Below are 16,572 nucleotides of genomic sequence, written 5' to 3' on the forward strand. Positions count from 1 at the left end.
ATCTTTTTGTTACTTTTTGTAACTTTATTGACAAACTAATCTGTGTATGTTTTACTATATAAAGGTTTCGGTTTTAGGTATTTTTCAAAACCTTTTAAAAATAAGTAATTTCTCAAATAAATTATTGTATATTAATATTTAATGGTAATTGGTTTTTAAAAATTTTATAGATAAAAAATAATAAAAATTAAATCTTTATTGTTGAAATAAAAATTTAATTACTTTTAGACACTTTAATATTTGTTCGTTTACAATAAAACAATTATCTGATGACTCCGCCAAATCCTGTGAACAGCTCCTTGACCTGTTCGATATCATCTTTGGTTAGTGCTGTGACCGTAAATGTCAGGCTGATGAAGTTATCATCGATTTGAGGGCCGTTATATGCATCAGTCAACCTGATGTCCAGCAGATTGTCGTGCATCAGAACGGTTTTCTGGATGATGTCGATGTTGACATTCTTTGGAAATACGCAGCTGATGGATTCGGTTCTTGTTTTCATGTTTTCGATTTTCCACTGGTGGAGCTCCTCCGGAAGCAGGATTCTGATGTTGGCTATCCTCAGCTTTTTGATTTTGTTTCCGTCTTTCAAAACGGCGGTCTTGCCGTCAATGCTTTCAAGAATCCCAACATGTATTTTTCCGGAATAGATATGCTTTAGGCCAACTTCCTCTCCGATGGATTCATTCAGATAGCTGTATTCGTAGCTCAGAGCGCCGATTGCCTTGTCACTTCTACCCAATGCGTTTTTAATGTCTCCCATATGCTTTGTTGCCTTTATTGCAATGTCTATGAATTCATCCTCATTGCCGTTGTTGATGACATCCCTCAGCTCCAGAACGGCGTCGGCAAAGGCATTTCTTATCTTGTTCCCGTTGCTGTTCATTGATTGAATGTTGTAGGTCAGATATGGGTTTTGGGATACGATACGGGCAATCATATCAATCATCAAATTATAAATCGGACTTTCATAGTCTTCGGTTTCGGATATGTCGACACTCAGCTTTTCGATTGCAGAAGCTGTTGAAATGAAGGAGAAGTGGGTGAGGACCTGCACTATGCTCATCATGAAATCATGCTTTTCGGCAGTGGTTTCAATGATTCTCATGTTTTTGCCTGCCAGGTAGTCATATACCTTACTGTACCATCTTCCCTTCCTGTCTGCAGTCAACACGATTACCTGATTGTCCAGTCGGGTGGTTCTCGGACCGAAAACGGGGTGTGTCGGAATGTATTCTATGCTGTCCGGCAGCACTTCGCCCATGGTTTTTGTAGGGCCTTCCTTTACGGAAGTGACGTCGACCATGAGAGAACCGCTTTTCATGAATGGCGCAACTTCACGGATGACATCGCAGGTATGCTGAATCGGCACGGATATTACTAGGATATCGCTTATATTGGCTAGTCCCTCATTGGACTCAATATAATTCACGTTCAATTCATCTGCAACCTGTTTGCCCTTTTTGTGGTCACGGCCGGTAATGTATACATCAAACTCGTCTCTGAAATAGTATATTAAGGTTTTACCCAAACCGTCGCTTCCACCAATAATTCCAACATTCATTTTAATCATTAATAATTTTAGTAATAATATATTATATAAATTAGTAACAAGATAAATTATTTTGAATTATGAAGATTATAAACGAAAATGAAAAGGATGGAATTGTTGAAGTTGTCCCGGAAACTTTGGATGATTTGTGGCATCTCTCACACATTATAGAGGTGGGGGACAATGCGTCATCAAAGACTACCCGCAGAATTCAGGACACTACCGGAGATAAGACCCGGGGAGACAGAGGAGTTAAGAAGACATTTTACCTGGGATTGGATATTAAAAACATCTCCTTCCATTTGTTCACCGGCAAATTGAGACTGACCGGCGTCATCACAAGGGGTCCGGAAGACCTGATACCGCTCGGATCACATCACACGCTCGAAGTCAAGCTGAACGTTCCGCTGAAAATCAAAAAGTCAAGATGGCCGAAATGGGCTATCAAAAGAATAAACCAGGCTATTGAGGCATCCAAAAAGCTGTCAGCCATCATTGTGGTTCTGGAGGATGACACGGCCACATTGGGTTTGATGAGGCAGTTCGGAATAGAGTATTACGGACCAATCAAGGGGCATGTTTCAGGCAAAAGAATCGTCGATAAAAACCGCCAAAAGAACATTATTCAATTTTACGAAAAGGTCATCGAGTCAATCGTCAAGTTCGATTCAATCCAGAACATAGTCATTGCAGGACCGGGCTTTGTCAAGAATGATTTTTATGACTACCTGAAGGACAAGCATCCGGATTTGGCAAAGATTTCAATAGTCGAATCAACAGGTTCCGGAGGAAGAAACGGAATCAGCGAGGTTCTCAGGAAGGGAACTGTTGAAAAGCTGACTGCGGAAAACCGTGTAGCCATGGAAATGGGCGCCATCAACAATCTGCTCTCTGAAATAGGCAGGAACTCTTCAAAAATGGTGTATGGAGTCAGGCAAACTCAAAATGCAATCAATTTGGGTGCGGTTTCCCAGCTGCTGATATTAGACACTAAAGTTGCCGAAGAAAACATGGGCGAGGCCATGGATATGGTCGAGAACATGAAAGGTGAAGTCATGGTCATCAGCAGCGAACACGAAGGCGGCAAGCAATTGGAAAGCCTCGGAGGCATGGCCGCAATTTTAAGATATCAGATTGATTAAGGTTTATATATTAAAAAAATTATAACTTATAAGTAAGATTTTTTTGATTAGTGATTTATATGATGTATTCATCGATATTTTTTGCATTAATATATGTTTTTATTATATCTGCAGTGGGCACTGCCGTAGTGGATATAATATTCCGGTTTTTAGGAAAAAGGGGCTATCTAGGAAACCTCTATCCTAATGTAAGAGGCGGAATTCCACGTGCTGTGGGAATAGTTCCTGCAATCGTATTGTCTTTTTATATGCTGCCCGGATATAACAATCTGATTTTGATAATAGGTATTTTTGCATTGCTCGATGATATTTTAGGAAGAAAACAGTCTCCATTTGGAATCGAATGGGGTCAGCTTTCAAGAGGAATCGGAATAATCCTGGTCATGATTGCCGGTATCTTTGAAGGATTGGGGGTTTCATCCATATTTGTCGCATTGATGGTTCAGCCTATGAACATTTCAGATATGCAGCCTGGATCCTGCTGTATCGTGACAATCATAATGTCCGCTCTGACAATTCTTGTAATGCTGCTGATCGGTTCACCTGCCGCCGAGGAATTGCCTGCAATATACACTCCATTATTGCTTCTGGTAGTCTGTCTGGCTTACTCTCCACTTGATTTTTCCGGAAAAATCATGTTGGGTGAAGTTGGAAACCATGTCTTCGGTGTTGCATTGGGAATATCATTTTACATTATGGGTGGATTAGTGGGAGTTATCCTGTTCGGAATCATAACCACTGCCCTAATCGCATTTGTCAGAAGATATAACCTCAGAATATTCTTCAGGCAGAAAATGGGACTGATGAATCCTACATTCGGGGATTTCTTTATGGATGTTTTAACCGGAGGAGGATTAGGCGACCTCTTTAGAAAATGGATATTGGAAGACAAGCAAATCAACGTTACCAATCCTTTATTGATCTCATTAGGTTTTAGAAGATTGCTGTACAATCCTTATGCATCAGATTATAAGAGATATGTTTCTAATAATTATATTCCTCGTTTAGGCAAAGGAGAATAAGTTTATGAAATGTTTATTTATCGTCACAGGCAGAGGGCTTGGCGGAGATGCGATGACTGCCCTGAATGCAATGAAGGCTTTAGAAAGAAAAGGGGTTCAGTGTGAAATTGCACTGGACGAATCCGCTCACGGCACTCTATTTGAAAATCATGGATACAACTGGCATAGGATTTCAGTTCCTCATGCCGGAGGGCACTCTGCAACCAAACTGTCCGCCATTAAGGGCGCTTCCAAATTGGTTGTGGCCACCTTTAAGGCAAGAAGCCTTATTAAAAAATTGAAGGTCGATTTTGTAGTTGGCGTTCTGGGCGGAGGAGCTATTGTCGCATCCCTTGGAGGAAAGGCTGCAAGAAAGCCAACATTTTCCCTGATTTCAACACCTCTCGATTCAAAAGTATGCCCTAAATTCAACCAATGTTACATTCTCCCTGAACTGAACATGTTCAGATGGGAAGAGCTTCCAAAAAACACTGCCAAGGCATTTTATCCATTGGCGGAAAACATGGGTGACGGGGTTGAAGCCAAGGCTCTTGAAAAATTGAAGGAATATCCTAATTTTGATGAAAACAAAAAGACAATCGTATTTTCATCCGGATCATCCATATTTAAGGGGATGGTCGATGCAATCAACATTGTTGCCGATAAGACAGATAAATACAATCTGGTTCTGGTAGGATTGCCATTGAAAGAGGAATATGGCGAGCTTATCGACGAAGAAAAGATCATATATGTCGGATATATTGATTGGATTAATCACCTATTCAAATTTGCTGATCTGACTGTTCTGACTGATGATGGGGTGTCTCTGGAAGAGGCATTCACCAATGGAAAGCCAATCGTGGCTCTTGCCCGCGTAAAATGGGGAAGATATCAGAACATGGCCGGCGTATTCAAGGGCGCAATGATTGAATCAAGCGTCGAGGATGTCTGCGAAAGCATTGACGAAGCTTTCAAAAACTATGATTCCATGCAGGAAAAGGCTTTGGTTTATGGAAAGCAATGCATGGCCGCCGCTGACGATTTGGCGGAAGATATATTAAAAAGAGTAAAATAGTGGCGTTATAGCCACATGTTTTTGATTATTTTATAGTTTGTATCGGTTGACGGATGGATTTCAATGAATTCACCATAGTCATCCAGGTCGTAATCCATTCTCATCAGGTATGAGAGATATGCCACATCGCTTACTGAAGACGGTGAGATATGGTTTATTTTATTCAGTCTGTTTCTGTTTTTGTCGAAGTCTATTTCAGTATAGCCTGTTTCTCCATCAAGTATTTTCCAGAATGCTCCGGGACCGCCGATTCCAGGGAATGAGATTGTTGCCTTTTCATCATCACTTAAGCTCACTTTTTCATTTTCGACAAAACTCACTTCCATGTTCAGACTCAATGTTTGAGGAATGCAGTCGTAGGTCATTTTATTTCCATACCCTGCCATGTTCCTTGCAGCTGTGATGCCCTCCTTTCTAGCTACTGGAGTCAGCTGGTATCCTCCGGTAACATCACCTGCAGCATATACATTACTTAGGTTGGTTTGCATCATTTCATTGACTTTAATGGTTCTGTCATCATTCAGCTCAACAAACCCTTCAGCTATTTCACTGTTTGGTGTCCTTCCGGTTGCAAAGAACGGAACTCCTTCCAGCTTCTCGTTGTTGTCGGTGAGGACCTTGTTTTCAAAGACTTCACTCACTCCTGTGTTTTCAAGGACGTTGACATCAGGAATGATTTTTTCCAAAACGTATCTTCTGGTGTTTTCGCCAAGTTCCTTGAGGAATCTGCTTCTTGCAAGGACATTGACCTCGCTGCCGAGAGTGGAATAGATGTTGGCAATCTCACAGGCAATGATTCCTCCACCGATGATGTTCAGCTTTTCTGGAACCTCGTCAAGCTTCAGGATGTCCTTGTTGGTCAGTCCGAACTCGCTTCCCTTCACATCAGGAATGAACGGACGGGCACCGGTTGCTATCAGCAGATTATCGTATTCAAAGCTTTCATTGCCGACGACAACTGCATCTCCATCAATGCTGGCTTCCCCATATATTACATTGTTTCCGACGCTTTCGTTTTCCATCTGATTCAGCTTACGCAGCATGACCTGTGTTTCGGTAATCTTTTCAACGATCTTGTCATATGAAATGTCGATTTGGCTTTTCAGAAATCCGTGATTGTTGAACCTGTTGTTTTCGTCGATAAATTTGGTAATGTCTGTAAGTGCGCATATGACCATACACCCTTCATTCAGGCATGTGCCTGCAATATGGTTTTTCTCAATTAAAGTAACCTCTTCACCTAATTTTCCAAGCTCTAAAGACCCTAATCTTCCAGCGGGGCCTGATCCGATAACAATATTTTTCATTATAACACCCTTTAGATAGTTTTATATAATACAAACTTTTAATATTAATAATATATTAAAATTTTGGAGATAGATAATTATGTGTATTGCGGCACCCGCTCAAGTTGTTGAAATCAACAGAGAAGATAACTGGTTATATGCTGACTTTGGTGGAGCAAGACAACAAGCAAAATTAGACCTCTTGCCTGAAGTGGAGGTTGGAGATTATGTTTTAATCCATGCCGGTTATGCAATAGAAAAGTTAACTGAAGAAGCTGCTAAAGAATCTTTAGAAGCTTGGGAAGAACTTTTAGAAATTCTCGAAGAAGAAGACAAAGAAATGGAACAAGCAAGAATGAATGCTGAGAATCAGTAGATAGACACTCTTGTTACTCCTTCTATTTTTAAAAATTCATTTATTAAATCGCCCTCAACGGGCTCTTCTGTAATTATTGTCAGTATAGGATTTTTCTGAAGCGCTGTATCTTCAGCATATGCCTGTCTGATACTTATTCCTTTTTTTGAAATCAGGTTTGTTGTGCTTGCAAGTATTCCTTCGCTGCTGGACCCGACTTCTATTTCGATTACTCCCAGCTCAAGGTTTTTGGCAATGTTTTTAAGCAGTGTTCCTGCAGGTATGATGTTGCTGAAGAGGTTATATAAATCCTTATCCTCCCGGATTATCTCGATTGTTGATTTGATTGCGCGTCTGTCGACATCCGCAGCAGTTGCCAGTGCCTTATCGCTTATTTTCAGGTTTCCGCAGTAGATTTTGCCGTCATCCTTCAGTGACAGTCCAAGCTCGATCATCTTTTCCGCAACCCTGAGTCTTGCAGGGTATTTTTTGAATTTCTCATTAACCTTTTCCCACATTTTAATCATTATTCCTACTTTTTGTACATTCAAGTTAATATTTGTAGAATAAGGTATATAAAAATTTGTAGAAAAAAGACGATAGAATTGTCATGAAAATGAAATATTCCTGAAAAAATAGTTTTAGTAGGCTAGATGGGATTCGAACCCATGACCTCCCGGTTATCAGCCGAGCGCGCTAACCAAGCTGTGCCACTAGCCTATGAGATTTGTGTGACAGTTAACTGTCAACACTAATACTTATGTTAATAACTATATATAACTCTTTCGGTTAAACATAGATATTAATCAAAAAATTAAAATTTTATCTGTTAATCATTTCGTTAATGGAATCTGCCATAGCATGTCCTTCAACGGTAATGATAGCTTTTTCAATTCCTTCAACGTTTTCTGCTCTGATTTTAGCATCAGCAGCGATACGAGTAATACTCATACAACCTGGGTTGGTTGGTTTGAGAGTAATTTCAGCTTGATCACCATCAACGGTAATATTTTGTACAATGCCCATTTCTACAATACTGATTCCCATGTGTGGGTCATTAATTGGAGTAATAGCGTCTTTAATATCGTTTACTAAATCTTCTGACATAATAAGTCTCCTATAATTTATGTATTTATAGTTATTACTAATGGTATTTATAAATATTGTTATTTTTTCAAGCGGTGCTTTAATTTAACCGCAATACCATTACTGCATTCTTCCATCTCACGACCGGTCAGCACGGCCTTGCCCACTCCAACGACCGTATCGTCATGAACAACAACGACTTCGTCGCCAGGAATGATTTTATGGTCTGCCTTTTCAATTCCCGGTGCAAAAACAGTATTTGTTTCGAGGTTGAAATCTATGTTTACAATATGGATTCCTAAATCTTTTAAGATTTCTCCCCCAGGTAAATTTAGTCTGAATAATCCATAATCATTATTTAATAATGCCAATTGGGTACCGTTTGACAATATCCTTTTATGGTACATTCCCTTGGTTTTGACATTGTCCGGAATGAATTTGTCTCCATTTTCGCCAAACTGATAATTTGCAATTGATCTGAGTCCATGTATGCTTTTGTCTTTTCCCTTTATTCTTTGATGATTCTTAAGCTCCATCCTTAAGTTGTAAAGTGAGTCCGGTGAAGTCGGACGCTCATCTGCACAGACATTGACAAAATCATCGCAGTAGGCCTCGAGGGATTCCAGATATCCTCCTGCAAGGTTGGCTACAATGTTCTTGCCTTCACAGTATTTTGCTATTAGCCTGCCGCTCTCTTCAATCTCATCTGCGGACCATGATCCTGTGGTGCTCACATCGTATGACTGAATCGGGAAAGTGTTTTCAAGTTCCCTCGGACAGATTCCAAAAGGTGATGTCACGATAAGTTCCTGGTAGGACCTTGTCAGTTTTCTGAACTTCTGATGGGACTTTGAATTGGAGTATGGCTTTTTCATGCTGCACGGCAGCAGGACAACAGTGTCGCCTAAAGGCTCCATCATTTCCATTCTCTGTCTCCATCTGATCGCTTCCGGGCGATATAGGGACTCTTCGCTTGAACATATCACTTTCATACTATTCCTCAAATGCTTTTATCAATTCATCATCAAGTTTTTTCAATCTTTCGATATTGTCATCGCTGTCTTCAATGCTTCTTCGCCATTTTTCAATTACAAAATCAATGTCCACTTCTTTGGTGCCGCTTATCAGGTTATCCGCATGTGCAACAATCTTCTCTTCAAGTGTCTGAGGAACATAGGACTTTTCCGGAAGCCCAAGTTTTACAGCCTCCTCTGCGGTGATTCCGGCACCGATATGTCTTTCAATGATATTCAGCACATCATCGGGATAGCCGTATGTTCTGGCGATTTCGACTCCTTTGATGGCATGGGTTATCCCATGGGTTCTGGATCTTCCGATGTCATGCAGTAATGCGCCTTTGCGTATTAAATCTTTATCTACATTATCAAAATTAGCGGCTATTTTCATAGCTTTTTCATAAACGGCCTTGCAATGTTCGATAACATTTTCAGGAGTGTTCTCCTTTTCAAGTAATTCAATTTCCATTTTTATCTGTTCTTGTCACTGAAGGATTTAAAATTACTTTCAACCATTTTGATATCTTCTTTGATTTGTTTAATGATTTCAGTATTGTCCTGGAATTCCAGTTCCTCGCCGCATGCAGGGCATAGGAATTCATAATCTGAGGCATCATCAAAATTAAGTCTTACGTGGCCTTGAGGGCATACAAAGAACATGCCGTTTTCTTCACGTTCCAGTTCATCATTAAGCATTTTCAAATAGTCTTCTGAATCCTTGATGATGCGGTTGATGACCTCATCTTTTTCAAATTTCCAGGTATATGTGAACCATTGGGTTTCAGGGTCTTTACTTCTTTTATAACTAGCTAATCCTAAATCGTAAAGTTTATAAAGAATTTTTCTAACGATATTTAATTTTATTCCGGTTTTATTGGCAATTTCTTCATCGGTTTCGACACCGTCGATTAATGATTGAACAATAGGTAAATTGCTTTCGTCTTCAACAACATTGGTTAATAAGGTCTTTACTAATGGATCATCTAACATTTAATTTCCCCTATGAGTTCTTTAAAATGAAAATTATAAAATTATTAGTATTTTTGTTTTTTTTGTTATAAAAATTTATCTTTTTAATAATCCTCTAGGATTTCCAGCAGGTTCCTGCAGATGTAGTCGACTTCCTCATCGCTCAGGGTGGAATATATCGGAAGGCTTATCTCATTTTCAAACAGGTGATATGCGTTAGGATAGTCCTTTATGTCAAACCCTAAATTCTTATAGGCAGTCAGTAATGGAAGCGGCTTGTAATGAACGTTTGTGCTGATTCCTGCTTCCTCCATCTTTATGATAATCTCATTTCTCTCTTCCAGGGTGATGTCCCTGAGCCTTGCCAGATACAGGTGGCCTGAAGATGTGTGGTTTTCGCCGGTGTGTTCCGGCATGATGACTCTTGTGCCCCTGAAGTGCTCCTCGTACCTTTTCACGATTTCATGCCTTCTGGATAGGAGTGAATCGTATCTCTTAAGCTGGCCAAGGCCGATTCCTGCCTGAACGTCAGTCATGTTGCACTTGTAGGCCGGAATGAGAATGTCATATTCCCATGATCCCTTTTGGGTCTTTTCCAGTGCGTCTTTGGTTTGGCCGTGAAGTGAATAAATCTGATAATCCTTGTATATTTTTTCGCTGTCGATGCCGTCATGGGCTTTCCAGGTTACCGCACCTCCTTCGGCGGTTGTCAGGTTCTTGACGGCATGGAATGAAAAGCATGTGAAATCCGCCAGTGTTCCGGATTTCCTGCCGTTTTGGATTGCTCCGAAACCATGCGCTGAGTCAGCCACAACGATGATTCTGTTGAATGCTTCCTGAATTTCATTTGATGGAGTGAATAAATCCTTTTTAGCTTCAATGACTTCAAATATCCTGTCATAGTCACATAAGATTCCTGCAATGTCGACCGGTATGATTGCCTTTGTCTTTTCGGTTATTGCCTCAGCCATTTTGGAATAGTCCATCTCTTCCCTGTCAGTTTGGCTGTCAACCATTACAGGTGTTGCCCCGACATGGCAGATTACGCTGCATGATGCTGTATATGTGTATGCAGGCACGATTACCTCATCGCCATTTCCGATGCCAAGCACTCTCAGGGTCATCTCCAAAGCGGTTGTAGCCGCACTTAGGCAAACTGTCTTTTCGCTTCCGCAGTATTCGGTAATCTGTCTTTCAAATTCCTTTGTTTTAGGTCCGGTTGTAATCCAGCCTGACTTGAGGGCTGCTATTACTTCCTCTATTTCTACATCTGTAATGTCCGGGGGTGAAAAAGGTATATTCATAGTTTATTCTCCATTAACTTCATCGGGTTCCCTGTATGTAGGGACGCATATTTTCATTGTCTCTTTAATTTCCTCTTTGGAGGTGTTTTCATCGTTCAGGATTTCCCTGAACATGTCAAGCTTACCTTCAACGTCATCCATTGTCATATCCATCGGTTCTGTGATGAATATCTTCTCATGCTTGGTTGACTCGAGGTTTTCCTCATCCATCAGCAGTTCCTCGTAAAGCTTTTCTCCAGGTCTCATTCCTGTGATTTCAATATCCATGTCCTCTCCGAGAGTATATCCTGACAGTTCTATAAGGCTTTTTGCAAGGTCATAGATTTTGACAGGCTCTCCCATGTCCAGAACAAATATCTCCCCTCCTTCGGCATAGGTGATTGCCTGGAGAACCAGGGCCACGGCCTCAGGTATTGTCATGAAGAACCTGGTGATTTCCTTGTGGGTTACTGTCAGAGGTCCTCCATGGGCCATCTGCTTTTTGAACAGAGGCACAACGGACCCGTTGCTTCCAAGAACGTTTCCGAAACGAACCGCCACATATTCGGTATCGCTCTTTTTGTCTTTTGCCTGGATTATCATTTCGCATAATCTTTTGGTGGCGCCCATGATGTTTGTAGGGTTCACCGCCTTGTCGGTGGAAATGAGGATAAAACGTTTGACGTCATACTCATCAGAGCAGTTTACAAGATTGTATGTTCCGAATACGTTGTTTTTAATCGCTTCTGTCGGATTGTTCTCCATAAGAGGCACGTGCTTGTGTGCCGCTGCGTGAAATACGATTTCAGGTCTGTATTTCTCAAATATTGCGTCAAGCCTTTCCTTTTCACGGATGTTTGCGACAATCGCACGTATGTCACTGTTCGGATGATTGGTCTTCAGTTCCAGCTCAATGTCATAGAGGCTGTTTTCATAGTTGTCCAAAAGCAGAAGCTGTTTTGGGTTGTGAATCATTATCTGTCTTGTAAGCTCTGAACCGATTGACCCTCCGGCACCGGTTACGAGAACGACATGTCCCTGAATCAGATTCTTGATGTTCTGGTTGTCAAGCTCAATCGGATCCCTTCCGAGCAGGTCCTCGATTCCGACATCCCTCAGGCTGTGATAGAGGTTTTCTTCAGTAATCAGCTCTGTGAGACTTGGAAGGACCTTCACCTTGGCATTTGTCTTGCCGCAGATTTCAAGGATTTCCTTCTTGTTTCTGTTGTCGATATTGACTATTGAAAAGAAGATTTCATCAACGTCGTTGGCTTCGCAGATCTTAATGATGTCGTTTCTGTCTCCGATGATTCTCACGCCTGCCACTGAATAGCCGATGCGCTTCTTGTTGTCGTCGACAATTCCTATGATTTCATACTGTCCCTTCAATGTGGAATTGATTGTTTTGATTATGTCATTGGCGGAATATCCTCCTCCGATTATCAAAAGCTTTTTCTTGCCTTCGGAGCTTTGCTTGATGCCTTTATGCGCAGCATCTGACAGGAGGACATAGCGGATTATGAGGCGGTAGGAAATCATGATTATTCCAATCACCAAACCAATTATCAGGTTAAGCTTGATTGATGGATTTTTCATCCTTAAAATAAGGTCTTCAATCAGGGATACGATGAGTGAGGAAATCAGGGAAAGCACTATGTACAGTATGTAATCCTGATTGTTTTCATAACGGATGATGTTTGTATATCTTTTTGATAGCCTGAATATGACTTGAAAAACGATTATGGCCAATGCGATGCTTATGAGAATTTCATTTCTGGTAACCGCACTTGTAGGCTGCATGAGAAATGAATCGGTGATAAGCACTGATACGAGATAATAGCCTAAAACGATTGAAACGCAATCCATTAGAGGCAACAGGTAATTTCTATATTTAGCGATACTATCTATATTCACAAAACTCAATCCGTTATATTGATTTATATTAATTAAATATTTATGTAAACCAATTAATATAAAACTTTCTTACTGCACCGTTTTTGCGGATTCATTTGATTTTTCTGATGATGACTGCCGGTGTGTGGACAATGGAGTCAAGGTCCTCGATTGTAACCTCATCGATTTCAGAGCCCAGAACTTCCTTGACGCTGTGTATGGTTTTCATTTCAGTGGAAAGTGATTTCTGATAGTCTTCAGCGATGTTGGCTATTTTGAGTCCGGTTTCAACGTCAATGTCTTCGCTGCAGCCAAGCGGTGTGGACCCCATGTTCTCGGAAAGCTGTCCCTTCACGTATCCGAAAAATCCGTTGTCGGCATCGATTCCGTCTATTGCTATCGGAAGGCCTGTGAAATACTTTCCGTTTTTCATGTAGGTTGCGTCGGTATCGATGATCATCACGCAGACGTCCTTTCCGATTTCCTTTTTGATGTCGCATGCCACCTTTTCGGGATTTTCAGGCAGAAGTGAAACGAAAGTTCCCGGAGCATTGCTCAAATCGATTCCGGCTTCAGAGGCAGGCTTGAGCGCATGCTTGAGGCCGTACAATTGAAGAACCACTTCCTTGTGGGCTTCGGTTTCCTTTGGAAGCTTCCTTAAGTTCTTGATAGTTCTCTTTTTTATTCCCAGGGCAGGCCCTAGGACATAGCCCCAGAGATACTTGCTCCACACGACGGTAAGAAACTTGGCGGTTAGTGATGGTGTGTATTCGGACTCGTCGACCAGGCGATTCTGGGAAACTGAAATTGGAGTTTCAGCAATGACTAGATAATCGTTATCCTCCATCAATTCCCTTGCAGGCTGAATTATGCAATCCAAATTGTCATTCGGTTTGATGTAACCTGTCTCGATAGGAATTACGATATAATCCCCATTAATCACATGTTTTATATTTTCAAGTTCAGAAGTTTCCATAAAAATCTTTATTAAAATTAATATTAAATATATAATATGATAGAGTTTTAAATAATTATCTATTCAAGAGGTATAAATATGGAAAGAAAATTCATCACATATTTCGAAGAGCAAGGAAACGATTATACAGATGACCTGATTAAGGCAGTTAAAGACAAACTGGAATCTTCAGGAGATATAAAAAGAATCCTGATAGCTTCATCAACCGGAGAGTCCGCACTGAAATTGTACGGCGCTCTTGACGATGAGGATGTGGAAATCATCAACGTGACACATCACATGGGATTTAAGGAAGATAATGTTGCTGACATATCCGATGAAATGATTAAAAAGCTTGAAGATATCGGAATCAAAACATATATCGGTGCACATGCATTCAGCGGCGCTGCAAGAGGAGTTACAAATAAATATGGTGGATTTTCACCATTGGATGTCGTTGCGGACACTTTAAGAATGTTTTCCCATGGTATTAAGGTTTCAGCTGAAATTTCAATCATGGCTGCTGATGCCGGACTGGTTCCTGTCGGTGAAAAAATCATTGCAATCGGCGGAAGAGGCCATGGCGTTGACACTGCAGTCATTCTGACACCTGTAAATGCCAAGAACTTATTTGATTTGAAGTTTCATGAAATTATTGCAATGCCAAAAGATTAAACATTATTATAAATTTTGGCAAAATTTTTTTCATATTTATATAATAATGAGTTGCATTTAAATATAAGTAAAAATAGAAATATCTAACAATTATTTTAAATAGCAGAGTGTGGGGTTAATTTGTGAAATTTATAGATGATGCAATCAAAGAATCCGAAGAAAGAATGGAAGAAAATACACCTGATAACCTCTCTTCTGACATCGATGAAGAGCTTATTGGTATAATGAAAGGTGTTAAAACTAATATTTTTGTTGTTGGTGCTGGAGGAGCAGGAAACAACACTATTTCAAGATTAAATGAAATGGGTATCGAAGGAGCAACAACAATTGCAGTAAATACTGATGCTCAAGATTTATTTTACAGTCAATCAGCTAAAAAGATCCTTTTAGGAAGACAAACTTCAAAAGGATTAGGTGCAGGTGGAGAACCATCTGTAGGTGAAGAATGTGCTGAAGAAAGTGAAGATGAAATCAGAAACGAATTGGAAGGTGCAGACATGGTATTTGTCACCTGCGGTCTTGGTGGAGGAACCGGAACAGGTTCAGCACCAATCATTGCAAAAATCGCTAAGAAATTAGGTGCATTAACCGTTGCTGTAGCTACCTTGCCATTTTCTGCTGAAGGTATCAAAAGAAGAGAAAATGCAGAACAAGGTTTAGAAAAACTTCAGGAATCTGCTGATACTGTTATAATAATCCCTAATGACAAATTATTAGAAGTTGCACCAAACTTGCCTTTAAACAAGGCATTCATGGTATCCGATGAAATATTAGGCAGAGCCGTTAAAGGAATCACCGAACTGATTACCAAGAAAGGTCTTGTAAGCTTAGACTTTGCTGATATCAGAAGCATTATGAGCGGTTCCGGAATGGCTATGATTGGTATGGGTGAATCCGATTCTGGCGACAGAGCTTTAGAATCCGTACATGAAGCATTAAGCAGCCCATTACTTGACATTGATATTTCAAATGCTACCGGTGCTTTAGTTAACATATCAGGTAGTTCTGATTTGACATTACACGAAGCTGAAAAAATCGTTCAGGTCGTTGCTGACAAGCTTGATCCTGAAGCAAACATCATTTGGGGTACTCAAATTGATGAAAGTCTTCAAAATATTGTCAGAACCACTGTGGTCGTTTCAGGCATCAAATCCAATTATGGTACAAAAAGCACACCAGATATTGAATATGATGAAGAAGAACCTGAATCCGACGCAACTAATGACCAATTAGATGATTTTATTGATGGAATTTTCTAATTCTATCTTCTTTTATTTATTTAAAAATACAAAGCTTTATTAATGTTTAAATTATAAAATAGTTATTGCTATATTTTTATGATTATAAATTTTTTAATTTGGGTATTCAAATGAATGTACAAGAAGATTTTAACAAATTTATGAAAGATGCAAAAAGAGTATTAAAAGTATCAAGAAAGCCTGACAAGGCCGAATATATTGATTTGGCTAAGATTTCAGCTCTTGGAGTTGTTGTCGTAGGCGGTATCGGTTACATTATCGTCTGTTTAGGTTACTTAATTGGTTTATAAAACCAATCCCCTTTATTTTTTGATCCTTTATTTTTTTGTTGCATATTTTTTCTCGGAAAATATCGTTTTTTTGAAAAAGTTTATATACTATTAGTTACCATATCTATTACTATTATAGAAATCTTATTTTTCAGACATTACTTTTCTGAAATTTAATGGCTTTTATAATATTTTTAACTTAATGTATGATTTTATTAACAAGTAAAAATTTAAAAAATAGGTGAATTTTTCATGGAAGATACTAACAGTTCCATATATGCTCTTAAGACCTCAGCTGGTCAAGAAAGAAATGTTGCAAGGCTTCTCGCCCGTAAGGCCAGAACCATAGATGGCATAGGCATTTCATCAATTCTTGTTCCAGAATCTTTAAAGGGATATATTTTGGTTGAATCCTCAACAAAAATAGATCTCAGAAACCCTGACTTAAAAGTGCAACACTTGAGAGGGGTTGTTGAAGGTAGTGTTGGCATTACCTTTGAAGAAGTCAAAAGATTCTTAAAGCCAGAACCTATTATTTCCTCTATCCAAAAAGGAAGTATTGTTGAACTCATTTCTGGTCCGTTTAAAGGTGAAAGAGCAAAAGTGGTTCGTATTGATGAATCACGTGAAGAAGTCGTTCTTGAGTTAATAGAAGCGGCAGTACCAATCCCGGTTACTGTTAAAGCTGATCAAATTAGAATAATTCAAAAGGAGGCTGACTGATGGCTAAAGATACAGTCGAAGTTCTTATCGAAG

The 16,572-nt window shown here is 39.8% G+C and carries 18 protein-coding genes and 1 tRNA gene; 8 read left to right on the plus strand and 11 right to left on the minus strand.

Features of this window, described 5'->3' with window-relative positions; translation table 11 throughout:
• Nucleotides 1–262: 262 nt before the first annotated feature.
• Nucleotides 263–1,573 (minus strand): prephenate dehydrogenase, encoded by a 1,311-nt coding sequence (locus tag ACJMML_RS02820; protein WP_405305877.1) that lies wholly within the window; start codon nt 1,571–1,573, stop codon nt 263–265.
• A gap of 59 nt (nt 1,574–1,632) precedes the next feature.
• Between ACJMML_RS02820 and ACJMML_RS02825 the strand changes: the two genes are divergently transcribed.
• From ACJMML_RS02825 to ACJMML_RS02835, 3 genes are read left to right on the plus strand one after another with little or no spacing between them, the layout of a single operon-like run.
• Nucleotides 1,633–2,694 carry an mRNA surveillance protein pelota gene (locus ACJMML_RS02825; RefSeq protein WP_405305878.1) on the plus strand — a complete coding sequence of 354 codons (1,062 nt, stop codon included), beginning with the start codon at nt 1,633–1,635 and terminating at the stop codon, nt 2,692–2,694.
• Between the two features lie 59 nt (nt 2,695–2,753).
• Nucleotides 2,754–3,716, plus strand: a complete 963-nt coding sequence (locus ACJMML_RS02830; protein WP_405305879.1) for a cell wall biosynthesis protein — start codon at nt 2,754–2,756, stop codon at nt 3,714–3,716.
• A 4-nt stretch (nt 3,717–3,720) separates the two neighbouring features.
• A complete protein-coding gene (locus tag ACJMML_RS02835; protein WP_405305880.1) occupies nt 3,721–4,770 on the plus strand; it encodes a glycosyltransferase in 1,050 nt (349 codons plus the stop codon).
• Between the two features lie 5 nt (nt 4,771–4,775).
• On the opposite strand, the gene ACJMML_RS02840 is transcribed toward ACJMML_RS02835, so the two are convergent.
• The gene (locus tag ACJMML_RS02840) at nt 4,776–6,077 is read right to left on the minus strand and encodes an FAD-dependent oxidoreductase (protein ID WP_405305881.1); all 1,302 of its coding nucleotides are present in this window, start codon (nt 6,075–6,077) and stop codon (nt 4,776–4,778) included.
• A 79-nt stretch (nt 6,078–6,156) separates the two neighbouring features.
• Here ACJMML_RS02840 and ACJMML_RS02845 point away from each other — a divergent pair, with 79 nt between their 5' ends.
• A complete protein-coding gene (locus ACJMML_RS02845; protein ID WP_303739458.1) occupies nt 6,157–6,432 on the plus strand; it encodes a HypC/HybG/HupF family hydrogenase formation chaperone in 276 nt (91 codons plus the stop codon).
• Here the strand turns inward: ACJMML_RS02845 and ACJMML_RS02850 are convergent.
• The 9 genes from ACJMML_RS02850 to ACJMML_RS02890 form a co-directional block, all read right to left on the minus strand.
• Nucleotides 6,426–6,941, minus strand: coding sequence for an amino acid-binding protein (locus ACJMML_RS02850; protein WP_405305893.1), 516 nt, complete (start codon nt 6,939–6,941; stop codon nt 6,426–6,428). The two genes, ACJMML_RS02845 and ACJMML_RS02850, sit on opposite strands and share 7 nt — an antisense overlap.
• Before the next feature lie 115 nt (nt 6,942–7,056).
• Nucleotides 7,057–7,131 (minus strand) — tRNA-Ile (locus ACJMML_RS02855).
• Between the two features lie 102 nt (nt 7,132–7,233).
• Nucleotides 7,234–7,518, minus strand: coding sequence for an iron-sulfur cluster assembly protein (locus tag ACJMML_RS02860; RefSeq protein WP_405305882.1), 285 nt, complete (start codon nt 7,516–7,518; stop codon nt 7,234–7,236).
• A 59-nt stretch (nt 7,519–7,577) separates the two neighbouring features.
• Complete coding sequence (locus ACJMML_RS02865; RefSeq protein ID WP_405305883.1) at nt 7,578–8,489, minus strand: DUF5591 domain-containing protein; 912 nt, start codon at nt 8,487–8,489, stop codon at nt 7,578–7,580.
• Between the two features lies 1 nt (nt 8,490).
• Entirely contained in the window at nt 8,491–8,982 is a 492-nt protein-coding gene (locus tag ACJMML_RS02870) for a TIGR00295 family protein (protein WP_405305884.1), read from the minus strand.
• Nucleotides 8,983–8,984: 2 nt separating this feature from the next.
• Nucleotides 8,985–9,503: a transcription factor E gene (gene tfe, locus ACJMML_RS02875; protein WP_405305885.1), complete on the minus strand. Its 519-nt coding sequence runs from the start codon at nt 9,501–9,503 to the stop codon at nt 8,985–8,987.
• 83 nt (nt 9,504–9,586) lie between these two features.
• Nucleotides 9,587–10,786, minus strand: a complete 1,200-nt coding sequence (locus ACJMML_RS02880; protein ID WP_405305886.1) for a DegT/DnrJ/EryC1/StrS family aminotransferase — start codon at nt 10,784–10,786, stop codon at nt 9,587–9,589.
• A 3-nt stretch (nt 10,787–10,789) separates the two neighbouring features.
• Nucleotides 10,790–12,679 carry a polysaccharide biosynthesis protein gene (locus ACJMML_RS02885; RefSeq protein WP_405305887.1) on the minus strand — a complete coding sequence of 630 codons (1,890 nt, stop codon included), beginning with the start codon at nt 12,677–12,679 and terminating at the stop codon, nt 10,790–10,792.
• Nucleotides 12,680–12,770: 91 nt separating this feature from the next.
• On the minus strand, nt 12,771–13,634 hold the full coding sequence (locus ACJMML_RS02890) for a coenzyme F420-0:L-glutamate ligase (RefSeq protein ID WP_405305888.1): 864 nt from the start codon (nt 13,632–13,634) through the stop codon (nt 12,771–12,773).
• 78 nt (nt 13,635–13,712) lie between these two features.
• Between ACJMML_RS02890 and ACJMML_RS02895 the strand changes: the two genes are divergently transcribed.
• The 4 genes from ACJMML_RS02895 to ACJMML_RS02910 all read left to right on the plus strand — a co-directional run bounded on the left by ACJMML_RS02895 (nt 13,713) and on the right by ACJMML_RS02910 (nt 16,539).
• A complete protein-coding gene (locus tag ACJMML_RS02895; RefSeq protein ID WP_405305889.1) occupies nt 13,713–14,288 on the plus strand; it encodes a pyruvate kinase alpha/beta domain-containing protein in 576 nt (191 codons plus the stop codon).
• Nucleotides 14,289–14,410: 122 nt separating this feature from the next.
• Complete coding sequence (ftsZ, locus tag ACJMML_RS02900; RefSeq protein ID WP_405305890.1) at nt 14,411–15,547, plus strand: cell division protein FtsZ; 1,137 nt, start codon at nt 14,411–14,413, stop codon at nt 15,545–15,547.
• Nucleotides 15,548–15,657: 110 nt separating this feature from the next.
• On the plus strand, nt 15,658–15,837 hold the full coding sequence (locus ACJMML_RS02905; protein WP_405305891.1) for a protein translocase SEC61 complex subunit gamma: 180 nt from the start codon (nt 15,658–15,660) through the stop codon (nt 15,835–15,837).
• A gap of 231 nt (nt 15,838–16,068) precedes the next feature.
• The gene (locus tag ACJMML_RS02910) at nt 16,069–16,539 is read left to right on the plus strand and encodes a transcription elongation factor Spt5 (RefSeq protein ID WP_292605964.1); all 471 of its coding nucleotides are present in this window, start codon (nt 16,069–16,071) and stop codon (nt 16,537–16,539) included.
• Nucleotides 16,540–16,572 lie beyond the last annotated feature (33 nt).

The sequence above is a fragment of the Methanobrevibacter sp. genome, assembly GCF_045130115.1.
Lineage (GTDB): Archaea > Methanobacteriota > Methanobacteria > Methanobacteriales > Methanobacteriaceae > Methanocatella.

Coding starts and splice junctions, on each gene's coding strand:
- ACJMML_RS02820 (WP_405305877.1), bottom strand. CDS start 1,573: ATGATTAAAATGAATGTTGGAATTATTGGTGGAAGCGACGGTTTGGGT.
- ACJMML_RS02825 (WP_405305878.1), top strand. CDS start 1,633: ATGAAGATTATAAACGAAAATGAAAAGGATGGAATTGTTGAAGTTGTC.
- ACJMML_RS02830 (WP_405305879.1), top strand. CDS start 2,754: ATGATGTATTCATCGATATTTTTTGCATTAATATATGTTTTTATTATA.
- ACJMML_RS02835 (WP_405305880.1), top strand. CDS start 3,721: ATGAAATGTTTATTTATCGTCACAGGCAGAGGGCTTGGCGGAGATGCG.
- ACJMML_RS02840 (WP_405305881.1), bottom strand. CDS start 6,077: ATGAAAAATATTGTTATCGGATCAGGCCCCGCTGGAAGATTAGGGTCT.
- ACJMML_RS02845 (WP_303739458.1), top strand. CDS start 6,157: ATGTGTATTGCGGCACCCGCTCAAGTTGTTGAAATCAACAGAGAAGAT.
- ACJMML_RS02860 (WP_405305882.1), bottom strand. CDS start 7,518: ATGTCAGAAGATTTAGTAAACGATATTAAAGACGCTATTACTCCAATT.
- ACJMML_RS02865 (WP_405305883.1), bottom strand. CDS start 8,489: ATGAAAGTGATATGTTCAAGCGAAGAGTCCCTATATCGCCCGGAAGCG.
- ACJMML_RS02870 (WP_405305884.1), bottom strand. CDS start 8,982: ATGGAAATTGAATTACTTGAAAAGGAGAACACTCCTGAAAATGTTATC.
- tfe (WP_405305885.1), bottom strand. CDS start 9,503: ATGTTAGATGATCCATTAGTAAAGACCTTATTAACCAATGTTGTTGAA.
- ACJMML_RS02880 (WP_405305886.1), bottom strand. CDS start 10,786: ATGAATATACCTTTTTCACCCCCGGACATTACAGATGTAGAAATAGAG.
- ACJMML_RS02890 (WP_405305888.1), bottom strand. CDS start 13,634: ATGGAAACTTCTGAACTTGAAAATATAAAACATGTGATTAATGGGGAT.
- ACJMML_RS02895 (WP_405305889.1), top strand. CDS start 13,713: ATGGAAAGAAAATTCATCACATATTTCGAAGAGCAAGGAAACGATTAT.
- ACJMML_RS02905 (WP_405305891.1), top strand. CDS start 15,658: ATGAATGTACAAGAAGATTTTAACAAATTTATGAAAGATGCAAAAAGA.
- ACJMML_RS02910 (WP_292605964.1), top strand. CDS start 16,069: ATGGAAGATACTAACAGTTCCATATATGCTCTTAAGACCTCAGCTGGT.